Source organism: Paracoccus sp. Ld10 (assembly GCF_045064235.1).
In the GTDB taxonomy this organism is placed as follows: domain Bacteria; phylum Pseudomonadota; class Alphaproteobacteria; order Rhodobacterales; family Rhodobacteraceae; genus Paracoccus.
The window spans coordinates 223,258-239,136 of the sequence record NZ_JBISHD010000027.1; the positions used below are offsets into that span (position 1 = coordinate 223,258).

15 protein-coding genes are annotated in these 15,879 nt (G+C 67.0%); 5 read left to right on the top strand and 10 right to left on the bottom strand.

Annotation, left to right across the window (positions count from 1 at the left end; all coding sequences use genetic code 11):
• Window positions 1-20: 20 nt before the first annotated feature.
• A complete protein-coding gene (gene gltX / locus ACJJVR_RS09415; RefSeq protein ID WP_405404021.1) occupies window positions 21-1,409 on the bottom strand; it encodes a glutamate--tRNA ligase in 1,389 nt (462 codons plus the stop codon).
• 107 nt (window positions 1,410-1,516) lie between these two features.
• Between gltX and ACJJVR_RS09420 the strand changes: the two genes are divergently transcribed.
• Entirely contained in the window at window positions 1,517-3,658 is a 2,142-nt protein-coding gene (locus ACJJVR_RS09420; protein WP_405404023.1) for a ComEC/Rec2 family competence protein, read from the top strand.
• A gap of 107 nt (window positions 3,659-3,765) precedes the next feature.
• Here the strand turns inward: ACJJVR_RS09420 and ACJJVR_RS09425 are convergent, their stop codons facing one another.
• Together ACJJVR_RS09425 and ACJJVR_RS09430 are read right to left on the bottom strand one after the other, a co-directional pair.
• On the bottom strand, window positions 3,766-3,990 hold the full coding sequence (locus ACJJVR_RS09425) for a DUF2798 domain-containing protein (RefSeq protein ID WP_405404025.1): 225 nt from the start codon (window positions 3,988-3,990) through the stop codon (window positions 3,766-3,768).
• A gap of 36 nt (window positions 3,991-4,026) precedes the next feature.
• Window positions 4,027-5,388: an aminotransferase gene (locus ACJJVR_RS09430; protein WP_405404026.1), complete on the bottom strand. Its 1,362-nt coding sequence runs from the start codon at window positions 5,386-5,388 to the stop codon at window positions 4,027-4,029.
• A 123-nt stretch (window positions 5,389-5,511) separates the two neighbouring features.
• Here ACJJVR_RS09430 and ACJJVR_RS09435 point away from each other — a divergent pair, with 123 nt between their 5' ends.
• Window positions 5,512-6,807: an alpha/beta hydrolase family protein gene (locus tag ACJJVR_RS09435; protein WP_405404027.1), complete on the top strand. Its 1,296-nt coding sequence runs from the start codon at window positions 5,512-5,514 to the stop codon at window positions 6,805-6,807.
• Between the two features lies 1 nt (window position 6,808).
• Here ACJJVR_RS09435 and ACJJVR_RS09440 read toward each other — a convergent pair whose 3' ends face one another.
• The gene (locus ACJJVR_RS09440; RefSeq protein WP_405404029.1) at window positions 6,809-7,129 is read right to left on the bottom strand and encodes a TfoX/Sxy family protein; all 321 of its coding nucleotides are present in this window, start codon (window positions 7,127-7,129) and stop codon (window positions 6,809-6,811) included.
• A 76-nt stretch (window positions 7,130-7,205) separates the two neighbouring features.
• On the opposite strand from ACJJVR_RS09440, the gene miaB reads away from it, so the two are divergent.
• Both miaB and ACJJVR_RS09450 read left to right on the top strand, forming a co-directional pair.
• The gene (gene miaB / locus ACJJVR_RS09445) at window positions 7,206-8,507 is read left to right on the top strand and encodes a tRNA (N6-isopentenyl adenosine(37)-C2)-methylthiotransferase MiaB (protein WP_405404436.1); all 1,302 of its coding nucleotides are present in this window, start codon (window positions 7,206-7,208) and stop codon (window positions 8,505-8,507) included.
• Between the two features lie 249 nt (window positions 8,508-8,756).
• Complete coding sequence (locus ACJJVR_RS09450) at window positions 8,757-9,596, top strand: universal stress protein (RefSeq protein WP_405404030.1); 840 nt, start codon at window positions 8,757-8,759, stop codon at window positions 9,594-9,596.
• Window positions 9,597-9,685: 89 nt separating this feature from the next.
• Here the strand turns inward: ACJJVR_RS09450 and queE are convergent, their stop codons facing one another.
• From queE to polA, 5 genes are all read right to left on the bottom strand, one after another.
• Window positions 9,686-10,393, bottom strand: a complete 708-nt coding sequence (queE, locus tag ACJJVR_RS09455; protein WP_405404032.1) for a 7-carboxy-7-deazaguanine synthase QueE — start codon at window positions 10,391-10,393, stop codon at window positions 9,686-9,688.
• Window positions 10,390-10,743: a 6-carboxytetrahydropterin synthase QueD gene (queD, locus tag ACJJVR_RS09460; protein ID WP_045981772.1), complete on the bottom strand. Its 354-nt coding sequence runs from the start codon at window positions 10,741-10,743 to the stop codon at window positions 10,390-10,392. Before queD ends, queE begins: the two co-directional genes overlap by 4 nt.
• On the bottom strand, window positions 10,743-11,450 hold the full coding sequence (queC, locus tag ACJJVR_RS09465) for a 7-cyano-7-deazaguanine synthase QueC (protein WP_405404033.1): 708 nt from the start codon (window positions 11,448-11,450) through the stop codon (window positions 10,743-10,745). Before queC ends, queD begins: the two co-directional genes overlap by 1 nt.
• Window positions 11,451-11,538: 88 nt before the next feature.
• Window positions 11,539-12,261 carry a transcriptional regulator FnrL gene (gene fnrL / locus ACJJVR_RS09470; RefSeq protein WP_405404437.1) on the bottom strand — a complete coding sequence of 241 codons (723 nt, stop codon included), beginning with the start codon at window positions 12,259-12,261 and terminating at the stop codon, window positions 11,539-11,541.
• Between the two features lie 229 nt (window positions 12,262-12,490).
• The gene (gene polA, locus ACJJVR_RS09475) at window positions 12,491-15,289 is read right to left on the bottom strand and encodes a DNA polymerase I (RefSeq protein WP_405404034.1); all 2,799 of its coding nucleotides are present in this window, start codon (window positions 15,287-15,289) and stop codon (window positions 12,491-12,493) included.
• 83 nt (window positions 15,290-15,372) lie between these two features.
• Between polA and ACJJVR_RS09480 the strand changes: the two genes are divergently transcribed.
• Complete coding sequence (locus ACJJVR_RS09480; protein WP_405404036.1) at window positions 15,373-15,555, top strand: DUF2256 domain-containing protein; 183 nt, start codon at window positions 15,373-15,375, stop codon at window positions 15,553-15,555.
• Between the two features lie 56 nt (window positions 15,556-15,611).
• Here the strand turns inward: ACJJVR_RS09480 and ACJJVR_RS09485 are convergent, their stop codons facing one another.
• Entirely contained in the window at window positions 15,612-15,827 is a 216-nt protein-coding gene (locus ACJJVR_RS09485) for a zinc-finger domain-containing protein (protein WP_405404438.1), read from the bottom strand.
• Between the last annotated feature and the right edge of the window lie 52 nt (window positions 15,828-15,879).

Consider the following 15,879-nt stretch of genomic DNA (forward strand, 5'->3'; position numbering starts at 1 on the left):
CTGGCATGTGAGGGCAGGCCTCAGCCTGCCAAATCGGTCTGGTCGTGCAGCCGGGCCAGCGTTTCGTCGCGGCCAAGCGCAGTCATCATGTCGAACACACTGGGGGTGGCGCTGGTACCGGCCAAGGCGGCGCGCAGCGGTGCCGCGATCTTGCCCAGTCCGACACCGTTTTCCGTGGCAACCTGTTGGGCCGCCTCCTCCAGATCGTCTCGGGTCCAGCTAGCATTCTGCACCGCAGCAGTCAATGATTTCAGCATACCACGGGATACCGTATCCAGGTTGCGCGCGGCCTTTTCTTCGACCGCGACAGGCCGCTCGATCATCGCGAACCGCGCCTGATCCAACAGTGCGGGCAGCGTTTTCGCCTTTTCCTTCAACGCCCCCATCGCTCCCAGGATGCGGCTGCGCTGCGTGTCGGTCAGCGCCGGCGCGCCGGTTTCCGACAGGTAATCCTGCAGCGCGGTCAGGACCTGATCGTCGGCCATATGGCCGATATGGTGCCCGCTGACATGTTCCAGCTTCTTGAAATCCAGCCGCGCAGGTGCCCGCCCGATCCCGTCCAGCCCGAACCACGCGCGGGCCTGCGCGTCGTCGAACAACTCGTCGTCACCATGGCTCCAGCCAAGCCGCGTCAGATAGTTGCGCATCGCCGCAGGCGGATAGCCAAGCGCCGCGAATTCGTGCAACCCGACCGCGCCGTGACGCTTGGACAGCTTCTTGCCGTCCTCGCCGTGGATCAGCGGGATATGGGCATAGGTCGGGCGGGGCCAGCCCATCGCGTCGATGATCTGGATCTGGCGGGCGGTGTTGGTCAGGTGATCGTCGCCGCGGATCACGTGGGTCACACCCATATCGTGATCGTCCACCACCACGGCCAGCATATAGGTGGGCGTCCCGTCGCTGCGCAGCAGCACCATGTCATCCAGCTGGTCGTTGGCAACGCGCACCGCGCCCTGCACCTGGTCATCGATCACCGTCTCGCCCGTCCGCGGGGCCTTCAAGCGGATCGCATGCGGCGCATTGGACAGCTCGGTCGCGTCCCGCCACGGGCTGAGAAAGGGTTGGCGCGGGTTCTCCTCGCGCCATGCCGCGATCTCGTCCATGGACGAAAAGCACTTGTAGGCCGTGCCGTCCGCCAGCATCTGGCGCGCGACCTCGGCATGGCGATCCTTGCGCTCGAACTGGCTGACGGGTTCGCCGTCCCAGTCCAGGCCCAGCCAGGTCAACCCCTTCAGGATCGCGTCGGTCGCCTCGGGGGTGGACCGGGCGCGGTCGGTATCCTCGATGCGCAGCAGGAACTTGCCGCCCCGGCCCCGCGCGAACAGCCAGTTGAACAGCGCCGTCCGGGCACCGCCCACATGCAGATAGCCGGTGGGAGAGGGGGCGAAGCGGGTAACGATCTGGGTCATGGCAGCCTTCGGGCAGGGTTGGACGCGGCCGGGCGTTAACGCTTTGGTAAGCATCCCCGTGCCATCTTGCGGCCAAGTGATAATCACAGGGTCGCGAAAGGACAAGGATGTTGCCCCAATCGGGTGCGGTCGCGCCCCCCCTGCCCCAGACCACGGCCCGGCCCATGGCGGCCCCGCGCCCTGCCGCGGCGCTGCGCGCGGGCCTGTTTCCCTGGGTTCCGGTCTGCCTGTCGGCGGGGATCGGTCTGTGGTTCCTGCATCCGATGCTGTTCAGCGGTGGGCAATGGGCGGTGCTGGCCTGCCTGCTGGCGCTGACGCTGGTTGTGGCCCGCATGGTGCCTCATTGGGCTGAGCGGGGCCGGATCACCTGGCCACAGGCGGATGCCGTGCATCTGGGTGCGCTGGCGCTGTGTTTTATCATCACCGGCACCGGACTGGTGGCGTTTCGTGCCGCGCATGTGGCGGCCCCGGTGCTGGAATGGCGCTATTACGGCCCGGTCGAGGGGCGGGTCATCCAGATCGACCGCTCGGGCCGCGACCGGATGCGGCTGACGCTGGACAGGGTCGTGCTGCATGATCTGTCGCCCGACCGCACGCCTGCCAAGGTGCGCCTGTCGCTGATGGGCGACGACGCGCTGCCGCCCCTGGGTCAGCGGGTGATGCTGACGGGGCATCTGGGCCCACCGCCCGCGCCGTCATCACCCGGCAGCTTTGATTTCCGGATGTTTGCGTGGTTCGACAGCCTGGGCGCTGTCGGCTATTCGCGCACCCCGATCATGGCGGTGGCCCCGCCGCAGGGGGGCGTCTGGTGGGCGCATCGGGCGCGCATGTCGATCAGCGCCGCCATTCAGGACCGCATCGGCGGCCAGGCCGGTGCCGTGGCATCCGCCCTGATGACCGGCGACCGTTCGGGCATCTCCGAACAGACGAACGACGTGATGCGGGCCTCGAACCTCTATCACATCATCTCGATCTCGGGGTTGCACATGGGGATGCTGGCGGCCTTCGTCTATGGCGCGGTGCGCCTTGTCCTGGTGGGGGTACAGGGCGCGGGAATCGGCCTGGCGCGACCGATGCACAAATGGGCGGCGGGCATCGCGCTGACGTCCGCTGCGGCCTATCTGTGGCTGTCCGGCGGCGGGGTTGCGACCGAACGATCGTTCATCATGGTCGCCGTCATGCTGGGCGCGATCATCGCCGACAGGCGCGCGATTTCGCTGCGCACGGTCGCGCTGGCCGCGGCCATCGTGCTGATCTATTCGCCCGAGGCCGTCGTCAGCGCCGGTTTCCAGATGAGCTTTGCCGCCACCGTCGCCCTGATCCTGGTCTATGGCCCATGGGCGCGCGTGTCGCCGCGCCTGCCGTGGTGGCTGCGCCCGGTGGCGATGCTTGTCGTATCGTCGCTGATCGCCGCCGTGGCGACATCGCCCATCGCCGCGGCGCATTTCAACCGCACGGCGCAATACGGCCTGCTGGCGAACCTGCTGGCCGTGCCGGTCATGGGCACGCTGGTGATGCCCGCGGGCGTCATCGGCGCCATCCTGGCCCTGGTCGGGCTGGAGGCGCCGGCCCTGTGGGTCATGGGCATCGGCACCGAATGGATGCTGTGGGTCGCCCGGTTCGTCGCGGATCTGGGCGGAGCGGTGACCGGCGTGGCCAAGCCCCCCGCCGCGGTCGTGCCGCTGATGGGGTTCGGGGCCGTGCTGGGCATCCTGTGCTGGCGCCCCAAGGGGCGGCGCGCGCCCCTGACCCACGCGGGCTTTGCCATCGCAATCGCACTGCTGCTGGCCGCCGCCGCGCTGTGGTTGACCGCCCGCCGCCCCCTAATGCTCATCGCACCAGAGGGAGAGGCCGTAGGCCTGATGACCCCGCAGGGCCGCGCCATCTCGAAGCCCTCGGGCGGGGCGTTCGTGGTCTCGACCTGGCTGCAGGAGGATGGCGACATGGCCGATCAGGAACAGGCCGCCGCCCGCCCCGCATGGGCCGGGGACCGCCGCGATCGTCAGGCCGATTTGCCCGGCGGCTGGCAGGTCTGGCACCTGACCGGCAAGGGATCGGGCGACCGCGCCGCCGACGCCTGCCGCCCCGACCGGATCGTGGTCGCCTCTGAACCCGTTGCCATCGACGGAACGCCGCCCTGCCTGCTGTTGGACCCGAAACGCCTGCGCCGCAGCGGCGCCGTCGCCATCCGCATGACTGCGGACGGGCCGCAGGTCACCACCGGTCAACCGATGTGGCTGTCGCGATAGCCCAGCCCCATGGCGTGGGACACGATCAGGTCGCGCCCGACACTGGACCGGTTTTTACGACCCGCAAACCACCCCGGCGCCATGCGGGACAGCCGACAGGGTCGTCGTCACCCCCGCGTCAGCCGCCCCACCAGACGCCGGGCCAGCGGCCCCACGACCAGCACCGCCGGAAAGGCCACCGCCCAGCTGGACAGCCAGTTCCCCAGCCACAGTCCCGCCACACCGTCGGTCATTCCGGTCGCCCGAACCGTGGCGATCCCCGACACCAGCGACGACATCAGCCCCGACAGGATGAACCCGAACAGGATAGGGGCATAGCGCGCGGGAATCATCGGGCGTTCTTTTCAAGGCGCTTCATCGCCGCGCCCCTATGCCAACTCGGCAAAGACCTTGCCCAATGCCTTGTCCAGCTTTTCGAACATCTCGTCCATCTGCGCGGGCGTCATGATAAAGGGCGGGCACAGAACGATCGACTGCCCCAGAGGACGGCAGATCAGCCCCATGTCGGTGCAGGTATTGGCAATCCGCTCACTGACCGACAGATGCCCCTCAAAGGGTGTCTTGGTCGCCTTGTCGCGCACCGCTTCCAGCGCCCACATGAAGCCCACACCGCGGTATTCACCAATGTTGGGGTTCTGCGCCAACTGGCGCAGCCCGTCCTCGAACCGCGGGGCCAGATCGATGACGTTCTGCGCCAACCCCTCGTTCATCACCACGTCGATGGCCTTCAGCGCGATCGCGCAGCCGACCGGGTGCCCCGACGCGGTAAAGCCATGCGGGAACTCCTCGATCTTGTCGATGGCGGCCTGCAGACGGTCGGTCAGCTCCGGCCCCAGGATCACCGCGCCCATCGGGAACAGCCCCGCGGTCAGGTTCTTGGAGCTGATGATCGCGTCGGGCACGAAATCATAGGTCTCGCTGCCCCAGGTATTGCCCGTCCGACCGAACCCGGTGATCACTTCGTCCGCGATCATCGGGATGCCATGCTTTTTCAGCACCGGCATGATTGCCTGGAAATACCCCTCGGACGGCGGAATGACCCCGCCCGCACCCTGCACAGGTTCCGCAAAGAAACCCGCAATGGTGTCGGCCCCCTCGGCCTGGATCGTCTCGTCCAACTCGCGCGCCAGGCGGGCGGTGAACTGCTGTTCGGTCTCGCCCTCATGGCCGAACCGCCAGTAATGCGGGCAGGTCAGGTGGATAAAGCCCGGCAGCGGCAGGCCGAACACCTCGTTATAGGGCTTTCCGGTCATGCTGGCCGACACCGCCGTGACACCGTGATAGGCGTTCCAGCGCGTCAGGATCTTGCGTTTCTGCGGGTTGCCTTCGGATGCGTGCATGAACCACAGCATCTTGACCATGGTGTCGTTCGCCTCGGAGCCCGAGTTCGTGTAGAACACCTTGCCCCGCGAAAACGGCGACACCTCGACCAGCTTTTCCGACAGCATCACCGTCTGGTCGGACATCCGCCCGAAGAACGCGTGATAGCCGGGAAAGCGGTCGTACTGGTCCTTGGCGGCCTGGGCCAGACCCTTGTGGTCAAAGCCTGCGACCATGTTCCACAGGCCCGAATTGGCGTCCAGGTAACGGTTGCCGTTCACGTCGACGACATAGGGGCCTTCGCCATGCGTCAGGACGACGGCGCCGCGTTTGTGGACGCTTGGCAGGTCGGTAAAGCCGTACAGCGAATATGCGTCGGCGCGTGCTTCCCAGCTTTGCGGGGTGGTCATGGGCGGTCTCCTTGCCGGATCTTGGCGACAGGCTATCCGGGCGTCGGGCGGCGTTCAATGGGGGACGCTTGTGCAGATCGTGCAGCCGGGGCACAGTCCCGCCGAACCACCGGAGAATCCCCGATGAGACGTCTGTTTCTGGCCGCCGCCGCCACACTCGCCTGTGCGGCCCCCGCCCTGTCCGAAAACCGCATCGACCTGATCCGACCCGACGCGCCCGAACTGGCCGCGCGGGGGTCCCACCCGGTCGGCGTGCGCGCCGCCAGCTTTACCGATCCCGACCGCATCGACGTGATCGCGGCCACGCAGGGTGGAACCCCCACCGCCGACCGCACCCTGCAGACCGAGATCTGGTACCCCGCGGCCGACGGCACCCAGCCCGGCACCACCTATGACACGATCCTGCGCGACGGGGTCACGCCCACCGTTTTGACCGGCAGCGCCGCCCGCGACGCGGCCCCGGCCGAGGGGACATTTCCGCTGGTGATCCTGTCGCATGGCTATCCCGGCAACCGCTATCTGATGAGCCATCTGGCGGAGAACCTGGCCTCCAAGGGCTATGTCGTGGTGTCCGCCGACCATCCCGACAGCACCTATGACGACCAGGGGGCGTTCGCCTCGACGCTGGTGAACCGGGCGGTGGACCAGCGCTTTCTGCTGGACAGCATGGCCGGGCTGGAGGACGAGGTCGGCGCGATCACCGACGCCGACAACGCCGCCGTCATCGGCTATTCCATGGGCGGCTATGGCGCGATGATCTTTGGCGGCGCGGGCCTGTCGCGGACTGCGGTCGACCGGACCGAACCCGAACGCTTTGTCCCGCCCCGGGGCCTCTTGGCCCGTCTGGCCGCCGGCAGCGAGGATCACGCAAGCTTGGTCGATCCGCGCGTCAAGGCGGTCGTGGCCATCGCCCCCTGGGGCCGCCAGCACGACTTTTGGAACGCGGACGGCCTGAACGACATGACCAAGCCGCTGCTGCTGGTCGCGGGCAGCGACGACGACGTGTCCGTCTATGACGCGATCCGCCAGATCTTCGAACAGACGACCGCCACGACACGGCACCTGCTGACCTTCGATCATGCCAACCACAATGCCGCGGCCCCCATCCCCGCCCCGACCGAGGCCTGGGCGATGTCGGAGAGCCTGGGCCGCGCGCCCTTTGACCATTATGCCGATGCGGTCTGGGACAATGTCCGGATGAACAACATCCTGCAGCATTTCACGACCGCCTTTCTGGACCGCCACCTGAAGGGCGACGATAGCCGCGCACCGTTCCTGGACCTTGTCCCGGATTCAGAGGATGGGGTGTGGTCCGTCGATGATGACGGCACGCCCGACGAGGCCCACAGCTATTGGGCAGGCTTTCCCGACCGCAGCGCCAAAGGCCTGATGTTCGAGACAAAGCCCGCGGGCCAGTGACTTACGGGCGGCGCAGACCGATCTGGTCCAGCGCCGCCTCCAGCGCCGTCAGCGGACGGCGCCCCCCCATCAGCGCATCGAACCGCGCCCGCATCGCGGACTTTTCGGCACCCTTGCAATCGTTCCAGGGCCGCCCCTGCAACGCCATGTGCAGCACATAGTACCCAATGAAATGCGGACGTCCGCCCGCATCCATCAGCGCCACATAGGCCGCGTCCGCCCCCATCGCCCGCAATGCCGCCGCGTCGGGAATGCCCGCCGCGATCAGCGCCTGCGCGGTGGCGGGGCCGATATTGCGGATGTTCGTCAGGTCGCTTTCCATCCCGTGCCTTTCCAAAAGCCTGCGTTTGCTGTATCGCTGCGCGACCTTCAGGAACAAGCATGACATGACCGCCCACATCCCGGCCGCGAAAAAACTGTTCATCAAGACCTATGGTTGCCAGATGAACGTCTATGACAGCCAGCGCATGGCCGAGGCCATGGGCGCCGAAGGCTATGTCCTGACCGAGGACCAGTCGGACGCCGACATGGTCCTGCTGAACACCTGTCACATCCGTGAGAAGGCCGCCGAAAAGCTGTACAGCGACCTGGGCCGCCTGAAGCCGCTCAAGGCCGCGCGTCCCGACCTGAAGATCGGCGTTGCGGGCTGCGTGGCGCAGGCCGAGGGGGCCGAGATCATCCGCCGGATGCCGCTGGTCGATCTGGTCGTCGGGCCGCAGACCTATCACCGCCTGCCCGCCATGGTGCGCGGCGAAGCGCCCGCCATCGACACCGATTTCCCCGAAGAGGACAAATTCGACCACCTGCCCGCCCCGCGCGCCACCCGGCGCGCGCCTGCGGCCTTTCTGACCGTGCAGGAGGGTTGCGACAAGTTTTGCGCCTTTTGCGTGGTGCCCTATACCCGGGGCGCCGAGGTCAGCCGCCCCGCCGAACGCATCCTGGCCGAGGCCCGCGATCTGATCGAACGCGGCGTCCGCGAGATCACGCTGTTGGGCCAGAACGTCAACGGCTGGCACGGGGGGCCGGGCGGGTTTGGTGCCCTGATCCGCGCCCTGGGCGAGATCGATGGGTTGCAGCGGATCCGGTACACCACCAGCCATCCCAACGACATGGCCGATGACCTGATCGAGGCGCATCGCGACGTGCCGCAGCTGATGCCCTACCTGCACCTGCCCGTGCAATCGGGCAGTGACGGGATCCTCAAGGCGATGAACCGTAAGCACACGTCGGATCAGTACCTGCGCCTGATCGACCGCATCCGCGCGGCGCGTCCCGACATCCTGCTGACCAGCGATTTCATCGTGGGCTTTCCCGGAGAGACCGATCAGGATCATGCCGACACCCTGCGCCTGATCGAACAGGTGGGCTTCGGCATGGCCTACAGCTTTAAGTATTCGCCGCGTCCCGGCACCCCCGCCTATGACCGCCCCGAGGTCGACGCCGTTGTGGCCGATGCCCGCCTGCAGGAATTGCAGGCCCTGCTGACCCGTCAGCAGCACGCGGTCCAGACCGGCATGATCGGGCGCACGGTCAACGTGCTGTTCGAAAAGGCCGGTCGCGAAGCCGGGCAGATGATCGGAAAATCCGACTATCTGCATTCGGTCTTTGTCGATACGGACCGCGCCCAGGTCGGCGATCTTCGCCCCGTGCGCATCATCGGCAGCCAGCGCAATTCGCTGCACGGCGAATTGGTCGGATAGCCGTCCCACAAACACAGGCCCCGGACGAATGACCGCGCTGCCTTTGTCGATCCACCCCTGTCGCAACGCACCATGGGCCCTGCGTCAGGGACGCCCGATTGCGGGTCACCAGAATCTGTCCCGTGATCCGGTCCGTGTGTTTGTCGCGGACCGACCGCACCAGTGCGCGTGAGCCACGCTGGTTGATCCGGATCAAGGTATCTCGCGAATCGTGCTGGTATATTGCTTCATCCGCAACAGGAGGCGATCATGGCCTACAAGACGATCCTGACAGTTCTCAGCAACCCTGCGCAGATGCCGCAGCTGGACGATGCCGTGGCACTTGCTGCGGCGCATGATGCGCATCTGGACATCCTGTGTCTGGGCATAGACCACAGCCAAGCCGGGTACTTTTTCCCCGGCGGCACATCATATGGCTGGCAAGAGGCAATCGACGGCGCCCTGACCGATGCGAATGCGCTAGAACGCAAGGTGCGCGACCGCATGGCCGCGTCCCACGACCTGAGGTGGTCCTGCGAGGCCGCGGTCACGCAATCTCTGGGCATCGGGTCGCTGGTGGGCCTGCAGGCACGGTTCTCCGACCTGACGATCCTCGCCAGCCCCTATGCCAAGGACCAGCCCGGCGAGGCCGAACTGGTCACCGAGGCCGCCCTGTTCGAGGGCTACTGTCCCGTAATGGTCCTGCCGCAGGGCTGTGAACCGGTGGCCACGCCGCGCCGCATCCTGATCGCGTGGAACCAGTCGGCCGAGGCGCTGGCCGCGATCCGCCGCGCCCTGCCCCTGTTGCAGGCCGCGCAAACGGTCGAGGTGACCTGCATCGACCCGCGCAGCAGCGGGCCGGAACGCTCTGATCCCGGTGGGTCGCTGACGCAGATGCTGACACGGCACGGCGTCCACGCCCAGATCGCAGTCCTTGCCCGCACGGCGCCCCGCATCAGTGATGAGATCAACCGCCGCGCGATCGAGATCGACGCCGACATGGTCGTCATGGGCGCCTATGGCCATTCGCGTTTGCGCGAAGCGATCCTGGGAGGGGCCACCCGCAACATGCTGGAACAGGCGCGCGTGCCGGTCTTCCTGGCCCGCTAGCCCGCGGCACGACATCACGGGCGCGCGCGCAGGGGGGTGCGGGGGGGTGCGGGGGGACGGCCAGTCCCCCCGCCGTCGCGGGACGCAATTCAGACGCCGCGCTTGTTTCCCCACAGCAGCACGTGCAGTTGCGGCAGCAGGCGCGGCCGGAACCAGCCATCCGCCATCACCTTGTCGACCAGCCACAACAACCGGTCCGCGACATCCTGCGCCGCGACAGCCACGTCCGGATCCACCTCCGGGTTCCCCGGCTGCAAAACCAGATCCAGCTCCAGATACCGCCCCGCCCATTCGCGCGCCCAAGCATAATCCACATCGTCGAAAACCACGATCTTCAGCACCATCCGCGCATCCCCTGCGGCCGCCACACAGGCATCGAACGCTGCCCGATCAGGCGTCTCGCCGCTGGAGGGTGGCTTGGGGCTCAGCACCAGCAACGTCAGGTCCGCGAACCAGTCGCGCGCCACCGACCCCTGCGTCTCCAACGCGAACCCGTAACCCTCTGCCCGGCCCATCGCGATCAGCGGCCCGAAATCCTGAATTGCCGGGTTGCCGCCCGAAATCGACACCGTCAACGGACGCCCCCCCGACAGGTCGCGCACCCGCGCCCACACCTCGGCCGCTTGCATCGCGGCCCAGCTGTCGCGATACGCACTGTCCACCGCATGCATCGAATCGCACCACGAACAGCGGTAATCGCACCCCCCTGCGCGGACAAAGACCGTGGGCTGACCGATCAGCGCGCCCTCTCCCTGAATGGTGGGGCCGAATATCTCGGCAATGCGCAGGGGCCTCATGGCCGGTACTCGGCCCAGGTCTTGGGCGTCTCGCTGACCTTGACGGCGCTGGTTTCCGGCCACCGCGCCCGACACCAGTCAAAGAAATGCCGCGCCAGGTTCTCGGCGGTGGACGGCACGTCCAGCACGTCGTTCAGGTGCCGGTGGTCGAACGTCCCGTCGACATAGGCTTTCAGCGGTGCCAGTTCGTGATAATCGCGCACGAAGCCGTCGGCATTCAGGTCCGGCGCCGCCAGTTCGACCACGACGATGTAATTATGCCCATGCAGCCGCGCGCATTGATGATCCGGCGCCAGATGGTCCAGCCGGTGCGAGGCACTGAAATGGAACTCCTTGCTGATCCGGAACATCACGGATTCCCCGTCGCATGCGCGGCCACGGCCGCCTGCCAGTAATCGGCATCGTCGTAATCGGTCGGGTCCGCGACGCCCGCGATGTGGAACGCCTCGCGCCGCTCCACACAGGTGCCGCAGCGCCCGCAATGGCGCGCCCCGCCCTTGTAGCAGGACCAGGTTTGCGCAAAAGGCGTGCCCGCCACCGCGCCCGCCGTGACGATGTCAGCCTTGGTTCGGTGAACGAACGGCACGTCCAGCGCGACATCGGCATACCCTTCCAGCGCCGCGCGCTGCATGGCGGCAAACGCATCGGTGAACCCCGGCCGGCAGTCGGGATAGATGAAGTGGTCCCCCCCGTGGACCGCCGCCGCAACCGCCGCGTCGCCATTGGCGGCGGCGATGCCAAAGGCCACCGTCAGCATGATCGCGTTGCGGTTGGGGACCACGGTCACCCGCATCGTCTCTTCGGCGTAATGGCCGTCGGGCACGGCCAGATCGTCGGTCAGCGCCGACCCGGACAGCGCCGCGCCCAGCCCCGACAGGTCGATCAGGTGGAACGGCACGCCCAGCCGCACAGCGCAGGCGCGGGCAAAATCCAGCTCCTTGCGGTGGCGCTGGCCGTAATCAAAGCTGACGATGCGCGCCAGGCGCCCCTGGGACGCCAGGACATGGGCAAGCGAGACGGAGTCCAGCCCGCCCGAGCAGACAAGTGCAGTTTGCATGTTTGAACCCTTGTTTTTGTGACCCGGGTAGGCTGCGACCGGGAAGGCGCCTGTTAGCAGAGGTCCGGCGGGTTGAAAAGCACCGCGCTCAGGCCGCGGCTCCGCTTGAGCCGCCCGATTCCTCGATCAGGCGGGCATAGTCGGTCAGGGTCACTCCGCGCTTGCCTGCGATCTCGATGACACCGTCGCGGCGCAGTGCGGTCATCTGGCGGCTGACGGTCTCGATCGTCAGGCCAAGATAGGTGGCCATCGCCTCGCGCGTCAAAGGCAGCTCCAGCGCGATGCGTCCCGCGGGGCGGCGTTTCGTCAGCGCCGCTTGCCGCCGCGCAATAATGGCGATGAAGGACGCGATCCTTTCCCGCGCCGTCTTGCGGCCCAGCAACAGCATCCATTCGCGCGCCGCATCCAGCTCGTCCATGGTCATCTCCAGCAGGCGGTGCGACAGATGCGGGGTCCGCTCCATCAGCTGCTGGAAAGACCCGCGCCGGAAACAGCACAGCACCACATCCGTCGCAGTGGTGGCGTTACAGGCTGCGGTGTCGCGCCCGGGCCGGCCGATGAAATCGCTTGGCTGCAGCAGACCCACCATCTGGGTCCGCCCGTCCTCCAACGTCCGGGTCAGCGTCGCCACCCCCGTCACGACCGAGGCCACGAAATCCATCCGGTCACCTTCCCAGACGATCGGCTGGCCGGCCTCATAGCTGCGATAGAATTTCATCTGTTCCAGCAGGGCCTGCTCGTCCCCCTCGCATTGCGCACAGACCGCGCGATAGCGGATGGGGCAATCGCCACAGCGCATGCCGCCGCGCATCGCGTCCTGAGGCTGGGTCTGGGTCAAGCTGGGGGTGCGCATCCTGATCTCACGATAGGCGCACGCATCATCCTGTGCAACACGCGGGTGAACGGGGCTGTTTCGCTGACCGGGCACACGCGACGGTCGTCAGGTCACCACCCCCGCTGGCGATCCGTCGCCGGCACAGGGTCGGACCGACGCGTTCCGCATGGCCGTGCCGACCCGCAAGGTGCGGGACGGCACGCGGTCAGTGCGCCTCGGCCCAGTTCATCCCCTGCCCCGCATCCACGACCAGTGGCACCGACAGCCGGACGGACGGTTCGGGCGCGGCCTCCATGATGTCGCGGGCGCGGCCGATCAGGTCATCCACCGCGTCGTCGCGCACCTCGAACACCAGTTCGTCATGCACCTGCAGCAGCATCCGCGCGGGCAGGTCCGCAATGGCATCCGGCATGCGAATCATCGCGCGGCGGATGATGTCGGCCGCTGCGCCCTGGATCGGCGCGTTGATCGCCGCGCGCCGCGCGCCGCCCGCCGCCGGTCCGGACGTATTGATGCCCGGCGTGTTGATGCGCCGCCCGAACAGGGTGGTGACGTATCCGTCCTGTTTGGCATCCGCGACCGTCTTGTCCATATAGGCGCGGATTTCCGGGAATCGTTCAAAATAGGTATCGATGAAGCTTTGCGCCTCGGCCCGCGGAATGCGCAGGTTGCGCGACAGCCCGAACCCCGAAATGCCATAGATAACGCCAAAGTTGATCGCCTTGGCCCGCCTGCGGATCATCGGGTCCATGCCCTCGACGGGGACACCGAACATCTGGCTGGCGGTCATGGCGTGGATGTCGATCCCGTCGCGGAACGCCTGCTTCAGCGCCGGGATGTCGGCCACATGCGCCAGAATGCGCAGCTCGATCTGGCTGTAATCCAGGGCGACCAGCCTGTACCCTTCGGGCGCGATGAAGGCCTGTCGGATGCGGCGGCCTTCCTCTGTGCGGATCGGGATGTTCTGCAGGTTCGGTTCCGTGGACGACAGCCGCCCCGTCTGCGCCCCGGTGATCGAATAGCTGGTGTGCACCCGCCCCGTTTCCTTGTTCACATAGGTGGGCAGCGCATCGGTATAGGTCGATTTCAGCTTGGATGTCTGGCGCCAGTCCAGAACCCGCGCGGGCAGGTCATGCCCTTCGGCGGCCAGATCTTCCAGCACATCGGCGCTGGTGGAAAAGGCCCCGGTCTTGCCCTGCTTGCCGCCGGACAGGCCCATCTTGTCGAACAGGATCTCTCCCAGCTGCTTTGGGCTGCCGATGTTGAAGCTCTGGCCCGCCAGCCCGTGGATCTCATCCTCCAACTGGGCCATCTTTTGCGCGAACACGTTCGACATGCGCTTCAGCACGTCGGCATCGATGCGGATGCCTGCCATCTCCATCTGCGCCAGCACCGGGATCATCGGGCGTTCCAGCGTATGATAGACGGTCGCGACCTTTTCCACCGGCAGCATCGGCGCGAAATGCTGGTACAGGCGCAGCGTCACGTCCGCGTCCTCGGCGGCATAGGGGGCGGCCTTGTCGATGGCGACCTGTCCGAAATGGATCTGGCTTTTGCCGGATCCGATCAGCTCCTTGATGGGAATGCATTTGTGGCCCAGGTACCGTTCCGCCAGCTCGTCCATGCCGTGGTTGTGGGTGCCCGCGTTCAAGGCATAGGACATCAGCATCGTGTCGGCGACGGGGGCCACGCGGATGCCGTTGCGGGCCAGCATCTTCCAGTCGTATTTCAGGTTCTGGCCGATCTTCAGGATCGACGCATCCTCCAGCACCGGCTTCAGCGCGGCCAGCACGGCTGCCAGTTCCAGCTGCCCCTCGACCCGCGCGGACTGCCCGAACAGGTCGTCACCCCCCGCGACATGGCCCACGGGGACATAGCACGCCCGCCCCGGCGCAACCGCCAGACAGATGCCGACCAGATCGGCCTGCATCTCGTCCAGGCCCGTGGTCTCGGTGTCGATGGCGACCTGGCCCACGTCGCGGATGGCCGCGATCCAGCCCTCCAGCGCGGCCATGTCGGTGACCGTCTCATAGGCTGACCTGTCGATGGCGGTCGGCGCGGGGGCCGCGGGCGCGTCGCTGGCCGGGGCCGCCTGCACCGCAGGGGCCTCGGCCCCAAGGCTCTCGGCCACGCGGTTGGTCAGGGTGCGGAATTCCATTTCGGACAGAAAGGCCAGCAGGCGGTCGGCATCGGGGGCCTTCACCTCCAGCTCTTCCAGCGCCACGTCCAGCGGCGTATCGCAATCCAGCTGCACCAGCCGCCTGCTGATGCGGATCTGATCGGCATGGTCGATCAGGGTCTGGCGGCGCTTGGGCTGCTTGATCTCGCCTGCGCGCGACAGCAGCGTCTCCAGATCGCCGTATTCCTGGATCAGCAGGGCGGCGGTCTTGATGCCGATGCCCGGCGCGCCCGGCACGTTGTCGACCGCGTCACCGGCCAGCGCCTGCACGTCCACCACGCGGTCGGGACCGACGCCGAACTTCTCGAACACCTCGTCGGGGCCGATCAGCTTGTTCTTGATCGGGTCCAGCATGTCGACGCCGTCGCCGATCAGCTGCATCAGGTCCTTGTCGCTGCTGATGATCGTGGCCGTGCCCCCGGCGTTCCGGGCGGCGCAGGCCATGGCCGCGATGATGTCGTCGGCCTCATAGCCCTGTGTCTCGATGCAGGCGATGTTGAAGGCGCGGGTCGCGTCGCGGGTCAGCGGGAATTGCGGGCGCAGATCCTCGGGCGGTTCGGGGCGTTGCGCCTTGTAGGCAGGATAGATCTCGTTGCGGAACGTCTTGGACGAATGGTCGAATATCACCGCTGCATGGGTCGGCGCCGTATGCCCGTCATCGGTTTCAACATAGCGCCACAGCATGTTGCAGAACCCCGCGACCGCGCCCACTGGCAGCCCGTCTGATTTCCGCGTCAGCGGCGGCAGCGCGTGATAGGCGCGAAAGATGAAGGCCGATCCGTCGATCAGATGCAGATGACAGCCCTTGCCGAAACGCTCGCCCATGATCACCTATCCTTGCTGGTCAGGACCGCCTTGTGCCACGGCCGGAACCGATCTTCCAGCCGGATGCCCACAAGGAGACCGTCATGCCCCGGATGCGCCGCAAATCCGACCTGCCGACCAAGATCTGCGCCGCCTGCGGGCTGCCGTTCACCTGGCGCAAGAAATGGGAACGCGATTGGGACAATGTCCGCTATTGCTCGGACCGATGCCGGGCCAAGGGCAAGACCTGCGGGGACGCGCCGGGCGGCAAGGCCGCCCCGGTTTGACGGCCCCCCTCGATGGGGGGCGGCAAACCGACGCGGGTCGGGACGATCGTTGCGGCTCAGTGGTCGTCGTGCGCGTGATCGCGGTCGATCACGAACCGCTTGTCGCAATAGCCGCAATCGACGAACCCCTGGTCCGGGCTGATCGCCAGCCAGACGCGGGGATGGCCCAGGCCCACCCCGTCATCGCCGTCACAGCTGACCCGCCAGCGGGTCACCACCTCGGTCACGGGGGCGGGGCGGCTCTGCGCCTCGGGCCCGGTTTCGGTCGACAGGGGGGTCTCTGGCGTCACGTGCTGCGTCATGGCTGGCCTTCTTGTGGCGGCG

What these genes read in the sequence shown, in the direction of transcription:
- ACJJVR_RS09420 (WP_405404023.1), top strand. Translation starts at nt 1,517, where the DNA reads ATGTTGCCCCAATCGGGTGCGGTCGCGCCCCCCCTGCCCCAGACCACG.
- ACJJVR_RS09440 (WP_405404029.1), bottom strand. Translation starts at nt 7,129, where the DNA reads ATGGAAAGCGACCTGACGAACATCCGCAATATCGGCCCCGCCACCGCG.
- queC (WP_405404033.1), bottom strand. Translation starts at nt 11,450, where the DNA reads ATGCAAACTGCACTTGTCTGCTCGGGCGGGCTGGACTCCGTCTCGCTT.
- queE (WP_405404032.1), bottom strand. Translation starts at nt 10,393, where the DNA reads ATGAGGCCCCTGCGCATTGCCGAGATATTCGGCCCCACCATTCAGGGA.
- fnrL (WP_405404437.1), bottom strand. Translation starts at nt 12,261, where the DNA reads ATGCGCGGCGGCATGCGCTGTGGCGATTGCCCCATCCGCTATCGCGCG.
- ACJJVR_RS09480 (WP_405404036.1), top strand. Translation starts at nt 15,373, where the DNA reads ATGCCCCGGATGCGCCGCAAATCCGACCTGCCGACCAAGATCTGCGCC.
- ACJJVR_RS09450 (WP_405404030.1), top strand. Translation starts at nt 8,757, where the DNA reads ATGGCCTACAAGACGATCCTGACAGTTCTCAGCAACCCTGCGCAGATG.
- polA (WP_405404034.1), bottom strand. Translation starts at nt 15,289, where the DNA reads ATGGGCGAGCGTTTCGGCAAGGGCTGTCATCTGCATCTGATCGACGGA.
- ACJJVR_RS09435 (WP_405404027.1), top strand. Translation starts at nt 5,512, where the DNA reads ATGAGACGTCTGTTTCTGGCCGCCGCCGCCACACTCGCCTGTGCGGCC.
- gltX (WP_405404021.1), bottom strand. Translation starts at nt 1,409, where the DNA reads ATGACCCAGATCGTTACCCGCTTCGCCCCCTCTCCCACCGGCTATCTG.
- ACJJVR_RS09425 (WP_405404025.1), bottom strand. Translation starts at nt 3,990, where the DNA reads ATGATTCCCGCGCGCTATGCCCCTATCCTGTTCGGGTTCATCCTGTCG.
- queD (WP_045981772.1), bottom strand. Translation starts at nt 10,743, where the DNA reads ATGTTCCGGATCAGCAAGGAGTTCCATTTCAGTGCCTCGCACCGGCTG.
- ACJJVR_RS09430 (WP_405404026.1), bottom strand. Translation starts at nt 5,388, where the DNA reads ATGACCACCCCGCAAAGCTGGGAAGCACGCGCCGACGCATATTCGCTG.